The organism is Puia sp. (assembly GCF_036500295.1).
Classification (GTDB): Bacteria; Bacteroidota; Bacteroidia; order Chitinophagales; family Chitinophagaceae; genus Puia.
Genome location: NZ_DASYCH010000002.1, coordinates 53,513 through 70,426, shown reverse-complemented (window position 1 = coordinate 70,426; position 16,914 = coordinate 53,513). Strand labels below are relative to the sequence as shown.

10 protein-coding genes are annotated in these 16,914 nt (G+C 53.3%); 5 read left to right on the top strand and 5 right to left on the bottom strand.

Features of this window, described 5'->3' with window-relative positions:
* Window positions 1–39: 39 nt before the first annotated feature.
* The 5 genes from guaB to VGM48_RS00565 form a co-directional block, all read right to left on the bottom strand.
* Window positions 40–1,545, bottom strand: coding sequence for an IMP dehydrogenase (gene guaB, locus VGM48_RS00585; protein ID WP_331575529.1), 1,506 nt, complete (start codon window positions 1,543–1,545; stop codon window positions 40–42).
* A gap of 65 nt (window positions 1,546–1,610) precedes the next feature.
* Window positions 1,611–2,792: a DNA-processing protein DprA gene (gene dprA, locus VGM48_RS00580; protein ID WP_331575527.1), complete on the bottom strand. Its 1,182-nt coding sequence runs from the start codon at window positions 2,790–2,792 to the stop codon at window positions 1,611–1,613.
* A gap of 59 nt (window positions 2,793–2,851) precedes the next feature.
* Window positions 2,852–4,768 carry an OmpA family protein gene (locus VGM48_RS00575; protein WP_331575525.1) on the bottom strand — a complete coding sequence of 639 codons (1,917 nt, stop codon included), beginning with the start codon at window positions 4,766–4,768 and terminating at the stop codon, window positions 2,852–2,854.
* A 71-nt stretch (window positions 4,769–4,839) separates the two neighbouring features.
* Entirely contained in the window at window positions 4,840–5,451 is a 612-nt protein-coding gene (locus tag VGM48_RS00570) for a 7-carboxy-7-deazaguanine synthase QueE (RefSeq protein ID WP_331575523.1), read from the bottom strand.
* On the bottom strand, window positions 5,444–6,328 hold the full coding sequence (locus VGM48_RS00565) for a bifunctional 5,10-methylenetetrahydrofolate dehydrogenase/5,10-methenyltetrahydrofolate cyclohydrolase (protein ID WP_331575521.1): 885 nt from the start codon (window positions 6,326–6,328) through the stop codon (window positions 5,444–5,446). Before VGM48_RS00565 ends, VGM48_RS00570 begins: the two co-directional genes overlap by 8 nt.
* A 463-nt stretch (window positions 6,329–6,791) precedes the next feature.
* On the opposite strand from VGM48_RS00565, the gene VGM48_RS00560 reads away from it, so the two are divergent.
* The 5 genes from VGM48_RS00560 to VGM48_RS00540 all read left to right on the top strand — a co-directional run bounded on the left by VGM48_RS00560 (window position 6,792) and on the right by VGM48_RS00540 (window position 16,913).
* Complete coding sequence (locus tag VGM48_RS00560) at window positions 6,792–10,025, top strand: SusC/RagA family TonB-linked outer membrane protein (RefSeq protein WP_331575519.1); 3,234 nt, start codon at window positions 6,792–6,794, stop codon at window positions 10,023–10,025.
* Between the two features lie 30 nt (window positions 10,026–10,055).
* On the top strand, window positions 10,056–11,576 hold the full coding sequence (locus VGM48_RS00555) for a SusD/RagB family nutrient-binding outer membrane lipoprotein (protein WP_331575517.1): 1,521 nt from the start codon (window positions 10,056–10,058) through the stop codon (window positions 11,574–11,576).
* Between the two features lie 19 nt (window positions 11,577–11,595).
* Window positions 11,596–12,522 carry a DUF1735 domain-containing protein gene (locus VGM48_RS00550; protein WP_331575515.1) on the top strand — a complete coding sequence of 309 codons (927 nt, stop codon included), beginning with the start codon at window positions 11,596–11,598 and terminating at the stop codon, window positions 12,520–12,522.
* A 119-nt stretch (window positions 12,523–12,641) separates the two neighbouring features.
* On the top strand, window positions 12,642–13,397 hold the full coding sequence (locus VGM48_RS00545; RefSeq protein ID WP_331575513.1) for a hypothetical protein: 756 nt from the start codon (window positions 12,642–12,644) through the stop codon (window positions 13,395–13,397).
* A gap of 237 nt (window positions 13,398–13,634) precedes the next feature.
* Window positions 13,635–16,913, top strand: a complete 3,279-nt coding sequence (locus tag VGM48_RS00540) for a SusC/RagA family TonB-linked outer membrane protein (protein WP_331575511.1) — start codon at window positions 13,635–13,637, stop codon at window positions 16,911–16,913.
* Window position 16,914 lies beyond the last annotated feature (1 nt).

The window sequence follows — 16,914 nt, the reverse complement described above, 5'->3', positions numbered from 1 at the left end:
GAGAACAGTTTTATACTGCAGCCCCCGGGCGGCAGTGGGTTACCGTCGACTATAATTCGGTGCTTCCTTCGTGATCTCTACATCATGCGCATGGCTCTCTTTCATCCCTGCGTTGGTGATCCGGATAAACTGGGATTGCTGCTGCAGGGTCTTGATGTCCTTCGCCCCGCAATAACCCATCCCGGCTCTTAGTCCCCCGACATATTGCTGAACGACTTCCGAGAGACTGCCCTTGAAGGCTACGCGACCTTCGATGCCTTCCGGCACCAGTTTCTTGATATCGTCCTCCACATCCTGGAAGTACCGGTCGCTGCTGCCCTGGGACATCGCGCCGATAGAACCCATACCCCGGTATTGTTTGAATTTCCGGCCTTCGTAGATAATCGTTTCACCGGGGCTTTCCTCTACACCCGCAAACACGCTGCCCATCATTACGACATTGGCGCCGGCGGCCAGCGCCTTCACCATGTCACCGGTATAACGGATACCGCCATCGGCGATCACGGGGATGCCTCTCGGGTTGAGGGCCGATGCCGCTTCCATGACGGCCGTGATCTGCGGAACACCCGCGCCGGCCACGATCCGGGTCGTACAAATGGAGCCGGGACCGATCCCGACCTTGACCGCATCGGCACCCGCATCGGCAAGCGCCTTTGCTCCCGCCGCCGTACCGATATTTCCCGCGATGACCTGCAGGTTCTTAAAGGATTTCTTCAACGATTTTAAGGCGTTGATCACGCCGATATGATGACCGTGCGCACTGTCCAGCGTAACGACATCCACCCCGATCTGCTGGAGTGCACCGGCCCTTTCCAGCAGGTCCTTGGTAATGCCGAGCGCGGCGCCGACGAGCAGACGGCCGTAGGAATCTTTGACGCCATTGGGATAGCTCGACACCTGCAGGATGTCCCGATAGGTGATCAGTCCGATCAGCTTGCCCTGTTTGTTGACGACGGGCAATTTTTCGATCTTGTATTTCTGCAGGATCTTCTCCGCTTTTTTCAGATCGGTTCCCTCGGGCGCCGTTACCAGCTTTTCTTTTGGGGTCATGACCTCACTGACCAATTTCCGCTTGCTGTCCTCAAAGCGCAGATCGCGGTTGGTAAGGATACCCACCAGTACTTTATTATTGTCGGTAATGGGAATGCCCCCGATCTTATTCTCTTTCATCAACCGGAGCGCATCGCCGATGGTGGCATTTTCATGCAGGGTGACAGGATCGATGATCAGCCCGCTCTCGCTTCTCTTCACTTTACGCACCTGCTCCACCTGTTTCTCGATACTCATGTTCTTGTGCAGTATGCCGATGCCGCCTTCCCTGGCCAGCGCGATTGCCAGGTTTGCTTCCGTGACGGTATCCATCGCGGCCGAAAGCATGGGAGTATTGAGGGTGATCGCCTTGGTAAGCTGGGTCCGGATATCTACTTCCCGGGGCAAAACCTGCGAAAATGCGGGCAATAAAAGAACATCGTCAAACGTGAGTCCGTCTCCAAAAAATTTTGAGGGGGATGCTGATCTTCCAGCGGGAGAATTTATTCTTGCCATGTGCAAAGATAGGTCAGCGGACCGGTACGCTCCAAATTTTTGTCGGTATACCGGCAAAACCTGCGTCAGGCGCGGATTGCGGGCGTTTTGAATTTATATCTTTTCCCCGGTAAAACGCTGATCAAACCCTGCAGTTCAAGCTTGAGCAGCAACAGGGCGAGAGACGAAGGCGCAAGCCCGGTTTGGGCAGCGATCTCATCGATATAAACGCAGTCCCTTTGTTTCAGCAATTGCAGCAGACTGTCTTCCGGATCTGGCCCGGCATCTTCCGGATCTGGCCTGCCGCCTTGCGGGTTCGTTCCCTCTCCTCCGGGTGAAGCCAGCCGCAGCCTGGTTTGCACACCCCTGCCGCCTTCCGGCCATTTCCATCCCGCCATCGCCTGCAACTGGTCGCCCGAGGTCAGCAGGGTTGCAATTTCCTGCCGGATAAGCCAGTTACAACCCGAACTGCGGGGATCCGTTACCCTGCCCGGAACGGCAAAGATCTTTCGGCCATATTTCCTTGCTGTCTCCACAGTGAGCAGACTGCCGCCTCTACGCGCGGTCTCTACCACTACCAGCGCATCACAAAGGCCCGCGACGATCTCATTGCGATCGGGAAAACGATAACCTTCGGGTTTAACGCCATAGCCAAACGAGGTAAGCAAGCCGCCATCGCAGATCATCGACTTTGCCAGCTGCCGGTTCTCGGGCGGGTATAGATGACCAAACCCATGACCAAGGATACCAACCGTGGGCAGATGGTGGTTCAATGCCGCCTCATGCGCCGCGGTATCGATGCCCAGCGCCAACCCGCTGATAATAAGCAAACCCGGTTGAGCTATTTGTCTGATCAGCTGAGCCGTTATCTGACGTCCGTAGTCGCTCGCCCGACGGGTGCCTATGACGGCCACGATCCTGTCGGCATTGAGATCGGCATTGCCGCGGTAGAAAAGAAGGGAAGGGGAGTCGGGAATATTGTTCAGGCGCGAAGGATAGGCGGGGTCGGTGAAGAAAAGGAGCCGCACGCCCTTTTTCCCGAGCAGCCGAACCTCTGCTTCCAGTGCGGGTCTTCCGCAAAACCCCGCGATCGCGGCGACACGGTCTTCCTTCAGGCCGGTCGACCGGAGCATTTGCGGGTCCGCCCGAAAAACAGAAACGGCATTCCCAAATTGCGCAATGAGTTTCTTCGTTTGTACGGGACCGATACCCGGTATCCGCGTCAGCGCGATGCGATACAACGCCTCTTCTTCCAAAATCGCCTCCATTCAACGAATTTACAAAAATCGTCCGGGGCTTTCGGCCTCTTCCGCGTCTGTGGATATTTTCATCGGCTGATGACGCTCAATTCAGTCCGCCGGTTCTTTGCCCGGCCATCCGGCGTTGCATTGTCGGCGATAGGCTGGGTATCCCCAAATCCTTTATAGGACAAGCGCGTTGCCGCGATACCTTTGGTAGTGAGATAGTTGGTCACTGCCTTGGCCCTGTTCTCCGAAAGGCCCTGATTGTCCGTGGCCTTACCTGAATTGTCGGTATGGCCATTGATCTGGATGCGGAGCGTGGGATTTTCTTTCAGGAGTTGCACCACTTCATTGAGCTCGGCCTCTGACTCGGATTTCAGCTCGTATTTATTGGATTCGAAAAAGATATTCTTCAGGACGATGGCCGCGTTTGCTTCAAGCGGCTGCAGGGGAATATCGATATGATAGGCGCTGTCGGTCTGCTGCTCCTTGCCAAGCGCAAAATTATCGGAGTAGAAAAGGTAGCCCCGCCGGTTGACGTTGAAGGCATAGTCCTTTCCCTTTGGAAGAGTGATCAGATAGTTTCCCGTCTCATCGGTTTGTAATTTACTCACCACATCCCGGCTGGCGAGATCGGTCAGGATGACACTGGAAGGCAATCCTTTGCCGGTTTTCCGGTCGAAGACCCGGCCCTTTACCCAGGTGGTTGGCGCGGGCCGGATGTCTTCCCGCATCTCGAAGGAATAAAGATCCAGTCCGCCACGGCTGTCGGCGCGGTCGCTTGCGTAATAAGCCGTCTTGCCATCTGCGGTAATGATCAGACTGCCTTCGTTCTCGATCGTATTGATCGGATAGCCGAGGTTTTCGGGTTTGCTCCAAACGCCCTCGGGTCCTTTCCGCGAGACGAAAAGGTCGTCGCCGCCATAGCCGGGATGCCCATTGGATGTAAAATACAGACTTTGGTTATCGGCATGGATAAAAGGCGTTCCCTCGTCGCCGACGGTATTGATCGTGGGGCCCAGGTTTTCGGGCATGCTCCAGCGGCCATTCAGCAGCCGGTGACTTACATAGAGATCGCTTCCGCCATATCCATCGGGCTGGCGACTGGAAAAATACAGATCCCGCTTGTCGGGGGAGAGCGAAGGCGCGGATTCCCAATACTCGGAGTTGATGCTGTCGCCGAGATTTTCAGGCGTGCTCCAGCCGTCGGCAGTCAGGTAGGAAATATAAAGATCACAGCTGCCGTGTCCGTCGGGGAAATTGCAGCCGGTAAAGATGAGCCATTGCCCATCCTGTGACACGTTTTGGGCGCCTTCATTCTGATTGGTATTGATATTGCCGGGCAGACTCCCGCTCTTGCCCCAGGACCCGTTCTGCTTGTCGGACTCGTAAAAATCCTCATTGAAATTATTGACCCGGCGGGTATAGATCAGCTTACTGCCGTCGATGGTGACGGTGGGATAATATTCTGATACCCTGGAATTGATACTGTCACCGAGATTATGCGGTTCGAATTTATAGCCGCCCGCAGCATGATTTGCCGCATAGTCAAGCGCAAAACGATAACATCTCAGCCGGTATTCCCCTGCCTTTTTGCTCGTTTCATTGAGATCGGTGACGGTAAGAAAGACGTTTACGGCGTCCAGCGCCTTCTGAAATTCGCCGCTCCCGGCCAGGTTGATCGAATAGGGAAGGTTGTAGTCTTTGAAATAGTTGGAGTCGATCGCTTTTGCCTTCTCATAATTGTCGATGGCGTCTTGATAGTCCTTCAACTCGCCATACATCCCGGCCATCGAAAGATAAGCCTCCTCGAAATTCCGGTCGATGCCCACTGCTTTCTGCAGCGCCGCGATGCCACCCTTAAAATCATCACCCTGAGCGAGTTCGAGCGCCTTGGTATACAACTGGGCGGCTTTTTTATTCACCTTATCCGGGTTATACTGGGCCTTTGCCAGAACGCCGGCCAGCAGGGCTATGACAACAAGTAGGCTTCGGTTTTTCATATATGGGAATTACTAGACTATCTGAAACGAAAGTTACGACAATTTATGCGGTTACTCCAGTACGTATTCCCTTATGGCACATGGATATACTTGTGTAATTGCAGGGAGAATTCCCACCGGGGATGGGCCTTGATATAGTCGATGATCAGGGGGGTGACCGTCGCCGATTTACTCCATTCGGGCTGAAGAAAGAGCCTGCAGGCCGGGGATGTCCGGGCTGCCCATTGCTCGGCCCATTCGAAGTCCGATCTATTATATATGACAACCTTCAGTTCATTGGCCAGGGACACGATGCCGGGCAGGGGGGCCTTGAATTTTTTGGGGGAAAGACATATCCAGTCCCATTCCCCGCTAAGCGGCCAGGCGCCCGAGGTCTCGACATGGGTGGCAAAACCGGCCCGGTGCAGCTCCCTGGTGAGCCCGGTACAGTCATGCATCAGGGGTTCGCCGCCGGTGATCACAACCAGCCGCCCCGGATGCTCGCCGGCGGAAGCGACCAGTTCTTCCACCGAAAGCCGGGGGTGCTTATCCGCATCCCAGCTTTCCTTTACGTCACACCACACGCAGCCCACGTCACATCCGCCCAGCCGGATGAAAAACGCCGCTCTTCCCTGGTGAAACCCCTCCCCCTGAAGAGTATAAAAGGATTCCATGACGGGTAGCCCCGCTTCTATATTATTCATTTCCATTTCTCTCCTCGCAGGCGGTAAACGTATTTTTCATCAGGGCGGCGATGGTCATTGGACCGACTCCGCCGGGGACCGGGGTGATATAGCTGCAAAGCGAAGCCACTTCGTCAAACCTGACATCCCCTTTCAGGGCAAAACCGCTTTTTTTGGTCGGATCGGATACCCGGGTGATCCCCACGTCGATGACGATCGCGCCTTTTTTGATCATCGGGGCGGTGATGAATTCCGGCCGTCCCAGGGCTGCCACAATGATATCCGCCTGGAGACAAAGCTCGGCGATATTCCGGGTCCGGGAATGGCAGAGGGTGACGGTACAGTTGCCCGGGTTGGTATTGCCGCTGAGCAGGATGCTCATGGGCCGACCCACGATATTGCTCCGCCCGACGACAACGGCATGCATTCCCCGGGTATCAATTTTATAATGCTCCAGCAGCAGGAGGATGCCATGGGGGGTCGCCGGGATAAAAGCGGGAAGCCCCTGCACCAGCTTTCCCACATTCTCGGGATGGAAGCCGTCCACATCCTTGGAAGGGTGGATGGCATTGATCACTTTTTCATCGGAAATATGTTTCGGTAACGGCAACTGTACCAGGATGCCATCCACATCGGGGTCGTTGTTCAATCCTTCGATCGTTGTGAGAAGCCGGTTCTCCGTAATGCTGTCTTCCAGCCGGATCAGGGTCGACCGGTACCCAATCTCGGCACAGGCTTTCACTTTTGCGCCTACATAGGTCTCGCTGGCCCCGTTGTTTCCGATCAATACCGCCGCGAGATGGGGGACCTTCTTTCCTTCCGCTACCAACTGTGCCACCCTGAGGGTAAGGGTATCTTTTATCGCCTTTGAAGCAATTTTACCGTCTAATAATTCCATGGCGCAAAGGTAGGATTTGAAAATTTAAATTTTTTGACTGAAAGCGTGCATGGAACATACTAGCTTTTTTTAGCAAATATTTTATTTGCATGTATATGATTTTATGGGAGTTCGATGTCAAAAATGTGCGCTCATATGAGTTTTTAGCAGATGCGTTAATTAACATTTTTTTGGCTAATAAATGAAGTTCCCCTAATTTAGAAGTCAGACAAAACTAACACACATGAGAATTTCCTTCACACTGCCTGCGGTGCTTTCAGCACTTTTTGCGCTCACCCACATTCATCGAAGATCGGTTCCACTTTTTATTCCCGCTTAAACATTGATCTTTTTTTGCACGTGAATTTGTAAGAATTCGAGTGACATATTATTGTTTGTCACATCCGTAACCTGGGGAGATCCAGGCTAATTGCCGACCGAATAATTCACCAAACGTTCGTATTTAAATAAAAATCAGAGTCACATGAGAAAATGTCTAATGCTGCTGACATCGCTGATATTTCTATTTATATCGGTGCATGCGCAAACCAAAACTACAACCGGCAAGGTCACCGATCAACAAGGCCAGCCAGTCCCTTTTGCGACCGTTCAGGTAAAGGGTAGCAAGGCTGCTACCAGTGCCGATGCCGAGGGGAATTTTTCAATCAAAGTAAAAGAAGGCGATCTGCTGGTGGTCAGCGGCGCCGGTTTCGAATCAAAGACGATAACGGTTGGCGCCGGCGCCATCACGGTCCAGGTGTCGAGGAAAGAATCGAACATGGCCGAAGTCGTGATCACGGGCGCCCTTGGTGTTCAACGACAGGCCAAGGAACTGGGATATTCCACCGCCAAGATCTCCGGCAAGGATCTAGCCCAGGCCAAGCCCATCAGCGCCGTCAACGGGCTGACAGGGAAGGTCTCCGGTCTGCAGATCAACACCGTCAATAACGGCGTATTCGCGCCCACCCGCGTTACGCTTCGCGGTAACCGCTCACTCACCGGTAATAACCAACCCCTTTACGTAGTCGACGGAGCCATTTTCTACAATGATATCAGCACGCTCAACGCCGATGATATCGTGGATATCACTGTCCTGAAGGGTTCCAGCGCTTCCGCGGTCTATGGTTCCGACGCCTCCAACGGCGTTATCATCGTTACCACGAAAAAGGGTAACCGGGGAAAGCCCATCATCACCGCTTCCACCACTTTGCAGAAAGAACATGTGTCCTATATGCCCGCCTTCCAGGATCGCTTCGGCGCCAACGGCGGGGAACATTGGATCAATGACTTCAACGATCTTTCCGGAATGGTTCCGTATGAGAACCAGGCCTATGGTCCTGAGTTTCGTCCCGGTGTACTGGTTCCGCTCGGCCGGCCCGTCTTCGACGGTACGCACCAGATGGTTCCTTATATGCCTGTCAAGAACCAGAAATCAGCCTTCTTCGAAAGCCCTATCACCACGCAGAACAACTTCTCTTACAGCGCGGGTGATGACAACAGCCGTTTCTTCGTCAGCGCCCAGGATATCCATACCAATGGCGTTGTCCCCGGTGACAAGGGTAGGAGAGATGCCTTCCGTGTCGGCGGTTCCCGGACGTCCGGCATTCTGACCGCAGACTTTACCCTCGCCTATACCTACAAGAAAACGGACCTTAATTCGGTTCCATCTACGATTTATGATAACCTGCTGAATACCTCCGCCAGCGTTCCGATGACCAGCTACAAGAACTGGAAAACAGATAAATTCGCAACGCCGGATGGGTATTACAACGACTACTACAACAACCCTTACTGGGCGGCAGCCAATGACCGCAGCGTAACGCAGGACAATAACCTCGAGGGGAATATCCACGTGCAGGCAAAACCCACCTCCTGGCTGACCCTGTCCTATCGCTTATCGCTCAATAATCTGAACCGGGCGAATGATGTCTCCAACGCGGGCTACACCTACTCCGACTTCGCCACCAATGGCAGCGGTCTGGTGCTCTATTCCAATGCCGCCGGTACAGGAGTCGATTCCGTACAGGAATCGCCTAAGTTCAATGCGCAAGGCAATCCGCTGCCTACCTACCAGACTACCTCCTTTAACAACTTCCTCGTCACCTCCGACTTCCTTGCCACCTTCAGCAAGAACCTGACACGGGATTTCAACCTGGTAGCTACCGTTGGTACCACCTATCTGGACAACCAGATCAAGGGTTCCCAGATAAACGCCGGCAACCTCTTCTTCCCGGTTTATAATGTAAGCAGCCTCACCGGTATCCCCGGCGTGAGCAGCGGTCGTTCGGAAGCAAGAAAGATCGGTTATTTCGGGGAGGCTACCGTCGGGTATAAAGGTTTTGCCTATGTGCACGGGTCCTACCGCACCGATCTGGACTCAAGACTCTCCAAGGAAAACAGATACATTCCTTATTATGATATAGATGGATCTCTTGTTGTCAGCGACATGATCCCGGCCATCGCAAACAGCAGCACCATCAATTTCATCAAATTACGCTACGCCCACTCCCTGACAGGTAACGTATCGGCCATTGCTCAGGGCTCGCCCTATATGGCCGACGGCGCTTATGCCACGGACCCCATCCTGCTTAGTTCCAGCGGCATCGGCTTCCCCTACAATGGCGTAGGCGGTTATTCACTCAGCAATACCATTGCCAACCCCAATATCAAGCCCGAGAAAGTCGTTGAAAATGAGGTCGGTCTTGAACTCGGTTACCAAAACCTGGTGTCTTTGACCGTGGGCGCTTATCAGCAGACCCTCCGCGATGGTATCGTGTATGCGCAGATCCCCAACTCCAGCGGTTATACAAAGGCCCTGGTCAATGCCGCCAGCACCAAGAACCAGGGCATCGAAACCGAACTCTCGGTTACTGCCGTCCATACAAAGGACTGGAACTGGCGCGTCAACATGAACTATACGCACACCAGGAGCCGGGTTCTCGCCATCAACGGCGGTCAGAAGAGCCTCGGTCTCAGTCAGACGGTTAACCCTTATCTCAATGCCGGCCAGAACAACGGGGGCAATGCCAACTCCTTTGCCGTCGTTGGTCAGCCATATCCCGTCATCGAGTCGTATGACTGGAACCGCGATGCCGACGGACATGTCATTGTCGATGCCGTATCCGGCCTGCCGACCAAGGCATCCGCACTTTCCATCCTCGGCAATGCCAACCCCACCGATATCCTCGGTATCAGCACCACCCTCAGCTGGAAGAGGTTCAGCTTCTCCGCTACCGCCGATTACCGCAGTGGCTATAGGATCTTCAACGCGATCGGCAGTTCGATGGACTTTTCCGGCAACGGCGTAACCACCGCCGCCACCGGCAGACAGCGTTTCGTTTTCCCGAACTCCGTTATTATCGTCAATAACAAATCGGTTCCGAATACCAACGTGACGGTGTCCGATGCGAATTTCAATTTCTGGCCCAATCTCTACAACTCCGTCGGCGCCAACTACGTAGTAAGCGCCGCTGCATGGAAATTGCGGGAAGCAACGATCAGCTATGATATCCCCCGCACCATTTTCGCCGCAACTAAGGTCATCAACCGGGCGACCCTCACGCTTGCCGGAAGGAACCTGCTGATGATCCGCCCTTCGACCAACAAATGGACTGACCCCGAATTCAATGAAGGTACAGGTAATGACGTTGGCCGCACCGGTGAGGGACAGGCTCCGCCCACCCGCATCTATAGCGCCACCCTCAGCCTCCAATTCTAATCATTGTTAATGAAGTCAAAACGAAAAATTATGTTTCAACGAATAAAAAATTATCTGACTATTTCGACCGCGCTGCTGCTGATCTCTGTTGCAGGTTGTAAGAAGGGTACGTTCGATATCAATGACGTGAATCCGAACACGCCTTCCAAGGTTGACCCGCAATTCCTGCTTTCCTCGGCGCTTACCGCTTCGGCCTATTCCTCGTTTAATGCCAGCGGCTTTACGGAATTCGCCAACCTCTATATGGGCTATTGGGCTTTCAGCGGCGACTACGGCGGATATGGCACCACCGCTACCTATAACATCAACAACGGTAGCTATACCAGCAACTGGGATTATGTGTATTCCACCATCCTCGTTAACTACCAGTATATCATCAACAACTCCCGGAAGGATCCCAAGCAGGCTTACTTCTTCGGAGCTGCGCAGATCATGGAGGCCTTTCATTATCAACGGTTGGTGGATATGTATAATAACATTCCCTACACCGATGCGTTGAATGGCGGTGTCGTCAACTACCCCAAGTACACCGATGCCGCGACAGTCTATGCCGGCATCATCAAGCAGGTAGATTCCGGCATTGCGGCAATTAAAGGCGCCCCTGCTGATGCCGTCTCCATTCCTGAAAGTTATGACGTCATGTTTGGCGGCGATATGGATCAGTGGACAAAGTTTGGGAATACGGTAAAATTGCGCATCCTCCTCAACCTTACTTCGAAGGATGAGGCAACCGTCAAGAGCGAACTCAGCGGGCTGACCACGAGCGACTTCCTCGAGGCTGGTGAAGATGCCGCTGTAAACCCCGGGTACTCGAACTCCAATACTGCGCAGCAAAACCCCCTCTATGGAGCGGTAGGTTTCTCCCCGAGCGGCGCCCAGACCGGCAATCATCAGTTCTATCGCGCCAATGCTTTTGCTGTGGCTTTTTACAAGGCCCATGCGGATCCAAGGCTTAACCGGTTCTACGATACCACGGCAGACGGTACGGTCCAGGGTCGTGTCTTCGGCAGCCAAAATGGCGCCGAACACAATACCGTTATCTCCGCTATCGGGAAAGGTGTCCTTCAATCTGCCTCACAAAATGCTTACATTCTCCCGGCCTTCGAGAGCCTGTTCATGCAGTGCGAGGCCGTACAGCGGGGTTATATCACCGGCACCTCGGCCGATGCTCTGTATAAAAGCGCCGTCGAAGAATCTTTCCGCCTTTTGAAAACAGGCGCGACCGACGCAGCATCAAAAACCGCTGCCGATACCTATCTCGCCCAGTCGGATGCTTCCGTAAACTGGACTTCGGCTTCCAACAAACTGACATTGACGCTCACCCAGGAATGGGCAGCCCTCAATATGTACGATCCCGTCACTTCCTGGAACAACTGGAAGCGATTGGGCATCCCTGCCAACCTGCCGGTATCGATCTATCCGGGGACTACCGCACCGCACATCCCGATCCGCCTGTTCTATCCTCAAAGCGAATACACGGCCAATACGGCCAATGTCAACGCCCAGGGAAGTGTGGACGTAATCAATGGAAAGATCTTCTGGATGCCTTAAACACATTAACATTTACATCATGAAAAGGATATCGATAATAATTGCTTTTTTCGCCGTTTGCAGCCTCACGGCCTGTCTGAAGGACAAGCCGAACACGGATTTCTCCGGCACCCAGGGAACGTATATTGCGGAGATCACCACGTCGAATGTCAATAGCACGCCGAATGCGCCTTCCAGCGGCGCTGCCAATTTCTCCGGAGCCGTCATGAGCATTGCCGGGACCGACCCCGATACGATATGGTTTACCGTCAACATCGCATCGGATTATCCGCCCAAAAAGGACATCCCTGTCACGATCGCGGTCGACGGGAAGAACCTTTTCTCCCCCAATGCGGTGGTATACACTCTGCTGCCTGACTCTACCTACAAGATCCCGACAACGACGGGAACCATCAAGGCGGGCAGCCGGCTGGACACTTTTTATGTCATCATCGATCCGAATAAGGTCGACCCCACGGAAAGTTATGAGTTGCCCATCACCATCACTTCGGCAACCGGGGCGACGATCAGCGGTAACCTGGCAACCATCTATTTGCATGCGATCGGTAACCCGCTGGCAGGATACTATAACTCCACGGGAACGCGCTGGAATTATACCGGGGTCATCGGTTATGGCGGCGGACCTATCCCCAGCGGCGGGACAGCCACCAATCTCGGTCCCCTGAGCCCGAAATTTGGATCGCCGCTCGATCCGACTACCCTCGGAATGGACTACGCCAATCTCGGCCCCGGCGATTATTACGTTATCACTTATGATCCGTCAGACCCCGATGCCATTTCGGTGACCGTGAATGATTCATTCCTTGCATCCATCTCCAACTTCAAAGTGATCACACAGACTTACGATCACACTACCAAGACGATGCATATCGTCTCCACGTATAATAACGGTGCGGGAGGCTCGGGGTCCGACCGTATCGTCGATGAGACCTTCGTTCATCAATAAAAGATCATCCTGAATACCATGAAGAAGGCCGGCTTTGCCGGCCTTCTTCTTTTCATTAAGATTGTATTAAAGTGCAGTAAGCCGTTACGGAAAATTCGTATCTTGAAAACAAAAAACGTATGAGAAAACTCCTGCTCCTGCTTCCCCTGGCAGGCTCCTTATCCCTCTCTTCCATCGCCCAATCCAACGCCACTTCCGTCAGCGTGGAGAACTCACTTATGGATCTGACAGCCATTGTAGCCGGTAACACCGATGGCCGTACCCACGCCGTCGGCAGTATCGCTTCATTCCACCAGAAAGATGATACCAAGGGAAGCCGGCTTCTGCTTCATGACTGGGCAAAAGGATATGTCATTGCGAATAATGATTCCATCCTGCGCAATGACAAAGCAGGCTTCAACTATGATAAGATAAGTCATATCCTCTATTTCACTCCGGATAAACAAACCGTCGTCGAAATAGAAAAAACCGCCTTCAAGGGTTTTATTTTTACTGAACCGGACGGCGAGCATTATTTCATCAAAGTCGACGCCATCAAGCCCGATGTCTTTTTCGAATTGGTCGGCGGTGACGGCAGCACGGCTCACATCAACGCCTACAAACTGACCAAGACCCAGTTCAAAAAAGCGGATTATCACACCGATGGAATGGTGGAATCGGGAAATAATTACGATGAATATGTCGATACGAAGGAATATTATATCGTCATGCCCGGCGGCAAAGAAGTTCAAACCGTCGAGTTGAAGAAAAAATCCATTCGCACTGCACTCTCTTCGCAGAAAGCAAAAGTTGAGGAATATTTTTCCCAACACAAAGCCAGCGACATCAACGAGAATTTCCTGGCCGATCTTATCTCCTACATCAACAAGAGTTAGAACGCGTTTCGCTTAACGACGCATTAACAAAACTGCGCCGGTGCACGATAATTGCATAACATCGTGTTCCTGCGCAGTTTTTCTTTGGCCCTACAGGTTTTTTTCAACTCTTGCAGCATCCACCATAATTTTCTTGTCAAACTAATTACCTAATATTGGTAAAATTTAACTATTTGATAAGTTAAGTTTTTCACAGAGAAACTAGAGTTAACATTAAGTCACACAAAACCTGTAAACATGAGGAAACTTTTGACCTTGTTTGCAATGGGCATGCTATTCTCATCGCTGGCCATTGCGCAAACAAAGACCTTATCCGGGAAGATCACCGATGCAAAAGGCCAGCCTGTACCTTTTGCCACCGTCCGGATAAAAGGTACAAGAACGGGCGTCAGCGCGGACGCCGACGGCAACTACATCATTAAAGTCTCGCCCTCTCAAACACTGGTCGTCTCCGGCGCCGGAGTTGCGCAAACCGAAGTCGTTGCGCCCAACGCTGCCGTTTTCAACATCACCGTTAGCATGAAGGATGCCAGCATGACCGAGGTTGTGGTAACGGCTCTGGGTATCCGTAGAAACAAGAGCGAACTGCCCTATGCCGTACAACAGATCGGCGGGGAGGATGTCAGCAAAGAACGCAGCGCCAACTTCATCACGAATATGGAGGGCAAGGTCTCCGGCGTGACGATCAACCAGTCCAACACGCTCGGTGGTTCCACCAACGTGGTCCTCCGCGGTTACAAATCCATCCTGGGTGATAACCAGGCGCTCTTCGTGATCGACGGCGTGCCCTTTGACAACTCCAACACCAATCAGTCCAACAACACGCCCGGCAACGCGACCAAGCAAATCTCCGGCGGCGGCGGCTACGATTATGGTAATGCCGCAGCGGATATCAATCCCGACGACATCGCCTCCATCAGCATTCTGAAGGGGGCGGCCGCAAGCGCCCTCTATGGCGAACGCGGTTTCAACGGGGTCATCCTGATTACCACCAAGAAAGGCCGCAAGGGACTTGGCGTCACTATCAACGGCGGTGTCACCACCGGCGCCATCGACAAGAGCACCTTTGCAAAATATCAGCACCAATACGGCGCTAACTACGGATCGGAGAATGGCTACGGTTCGCCTGATGGCAACTTCTTTTACTTCGACGTCAACGGTGACGGCGTTCCCGATCTGGTCACCCCCACCACCGAAGACGCATCCTGGGGCGCCAAATTCGACCCGAATCTGATGGTCTACCAATGGGAAGCCTTTGACCGCACCTCCTCCACCTATCATAAGGCGACTCCCTGGGTGGCCGCGGCGCACGATCCGACCACCTTCTTTACAAAGCCCTTCTCCTACAACACCAGCGTGTTGATCGATGGCGGGAATGACAAAGCCACCTTCAAAGTAGGCTATACGCGTAACAGCGATAAAGGGATCCTGCCCAACAGCCAGATCCTGAAAGATATCGTTAACACCTCCGCCACCTGGAACCTCGATCCCAAACTGACGGCCGGCGCCAGCATCAACTTCTCGAAGATCGATGGACTGGGCCGGTATGGCACCGGTTATGACCCCAACAACGTCGCCACCAACTTCCGCGAATGGTGGGAAACCAATGTGGATGTCAACGACCTCAAGAATGCTTATTTCCGCACCCACAAGAACACCACCTGGAACTGGGCCGACCCTTCAGACGAGGTGAATGGTCTGGTCCCCATCTACTGGAACAATCCGTATTACAATCGTTACGAAAGCTATGAAACGGATAACCGCTTCCGTTATTTCGGGAATGTCTATCTCAACTATAAGCCGACGGAAGGATTGAATTTCCTGGCCCGCGTCTCGCTTGACAGCTATGACGAACTCCAGGAAGAACGCTATGCCATCGGCAGCATCGGCGTACCCTACTACTCCCGGTTCAACCATACGTACCGCGAGTACAACTACGACTTCCTGGCGAGTTACAATAAGGACCTGACGCCCGACCTAAACCTGAAGGCGCTGTTGGGTACCAACCTTCGGCAGGACCTCAACAACTCGATTTACGCGACAACCAACGGCGGACTCTTCGTTCCCCGGCTGTATACGCTTGCCAACTCGATCAATACCCCCAACCCTCCCACGGAAAATCAGTCCAATGTAGAAGTGGGTGGGGTGTTTGCAGGTGCAACGCTTACCTGGCGCAGAATGCTGACCCTCGACGCAACAGTTCGCCGGGACCAGTCTTCAACGCTGCCTGCCGGGAACAACTCCTATTACTATCCTTCGATATCCGGCAGCTTTGTCTTCTCCGAACTGCTGAAGGATAACCTGGATTGGCTGTCTTATGGAAAGCTGCGGGCCAACTACGCGGAAGTGGGACATAGCGCACCCACCTATTCCATCTTCGATACCTATACCCTGGGGACGTCCTTTGGCTCCCAGCCTGTTGCCTCGGCCAACGGCACCAAGAACAATCCCCTGCTTGTCCCCGAAAGGAATAAGAGCTATGAGTTCGGCGCCGAAGCCCAATTCTTCAAGAACCGCTTGGGATTTGACGTCACTTATTACAATGCACGCACCCTGCACCAGATCCTGCCGACTCAGATCTCCGATGCCACGGGTTACGACGCCCGTTTCCTTAACGCGGGTGAAGTAGAGAACAAAGGCTTCGAAGTGTCGCTGACGGGTACTCCCATAAAGACCCGGGACTTCTCCTGGGACATCACGGTCAACTGGACCCGCAACCGGAACAAGGTCATCGCCCTCTATGATACGGCGTCGAATATCCAGATTGCCGCTTTCCAGGGTAACGTAACGCTCAACGCGACAAAAGGCCAGCCCTATGGAACCATCCGGGGGAATGACTTTATCTATACCAACGGACAACGTACGGTTGAGAACGATCCCAACAACGGCACCCCGGGGTACTATCAGCTGACTCCCACTTCGAACAGCGTCATCGGCAACCCCAATCCCGACTGGGTCGGTAGCGTTACCAATACTTTCCGCTACAAGAACTTCTCCCTCAGCGTGCTCATCGATACCCGCAAAGGCGGCGATATCTTCTCGCTCGATATGTACTATGGTCTGGCCACGGGACTCTATCCCGAGACGGCAGGCAAGAACGATCTGGGTAATCCCGTTCGCAATACGGTTGCAGACGGCGGTGGTATCATCTACAAGGGTGTCACGCCGGACGGCAAAGCGAATACGCAACGCGTCGATATCAGCGGACTCTTCGGCGCTTATGGGTACTACCGTAATCCTGCCAAGGCCTTTGTATATGACGCCGGATTTGTGAAACTGCGCGAAGCGGCGTTGAACTATTCGATCCCGGAAAAAACAGTGGCGAAATTGGGCAACAATGTCTTTAAGGGTATCGATATCTCCGTGGTAGGCCGCAACCTGTGGATCATCCACAAGAACCTGCCTTACGCCGATCCGGAAGATATCATCAGCAGCGGTAACGCCGCGTTGGGCTACCAGGTTGGTTCCTACCCGACCGCCCGGACCTTTGCCTTCAATCTTAAACTTCGCTTCTAAA

Coding starts and splice junctions, on each gene's coding strand:
- VGM48_RS00560 (WP_331575519.1), top strand. CDS start 6,792: ATGAGAAAATGTCTAATGCTGCTGACATCGCTGATATTTCTATTTATA.
- VGM48_RS00550 (WP_331575515.1), top strand. CDS start 11,596: ATGAAAAGGATATCGATAATAATTGCTTTTTTCGCCGTTTGCAGCCTC.
- VGM48_RS00570 (WP_331575523.1), bottom strand. CDS start 5,451: ATGAATAATATAGAAGCGGGGCTACCCGTCATGGAATCCTTTTATACT.
- VGM48_RS00540 (WP_331575511.1), top strand. CDS start 13,635: ATGAGGAAACTTTTGACCTTGTTTGCAATGGGCATGCTATTCTCATCG.
- VGM48_RS00545 (WP_331575513.1), top strand. CDS start 12,642: ATGAGAAAACTCCTGCTCCTGCTTCCCCTGGCAGGCTCCTTATCCCTC.
- guaB (WP_331575529.1), bottom strand. CDS start 1,545: ATGGCAAGAATAAATTCTCCCGCTGGAAGATCAGCATCCCCCTCAAAA.
- VGM48_RS00555 (WP_331575517.1), top strand. CDS start 10,056: ATGTTTCAACGAATAAAAAATTATCTGACTATTTCGACCGCGCTGCTG.
- dprA (WP_331575527.1), bottom strand. CDS start 2,792: ATGGAGGCGATTTTGGAAGAAGAGGCGTTGTATCGCATCGCGCTGACG.
- VGM48_RS00575 (WP_331575525.1), bottom strand. CDS start 4,768: ATGAAAAACCGAAGCCTACTTGTTGTCATAGCCCTGCTGGCCGGCGTT.
- VGM48_RS00565 (WP_331575521.1), bottom strand. CDS start 6,328: ATGGAATTATTAGACGGTAAAATTGCTTCAAAGGCGATAAAAGATACC.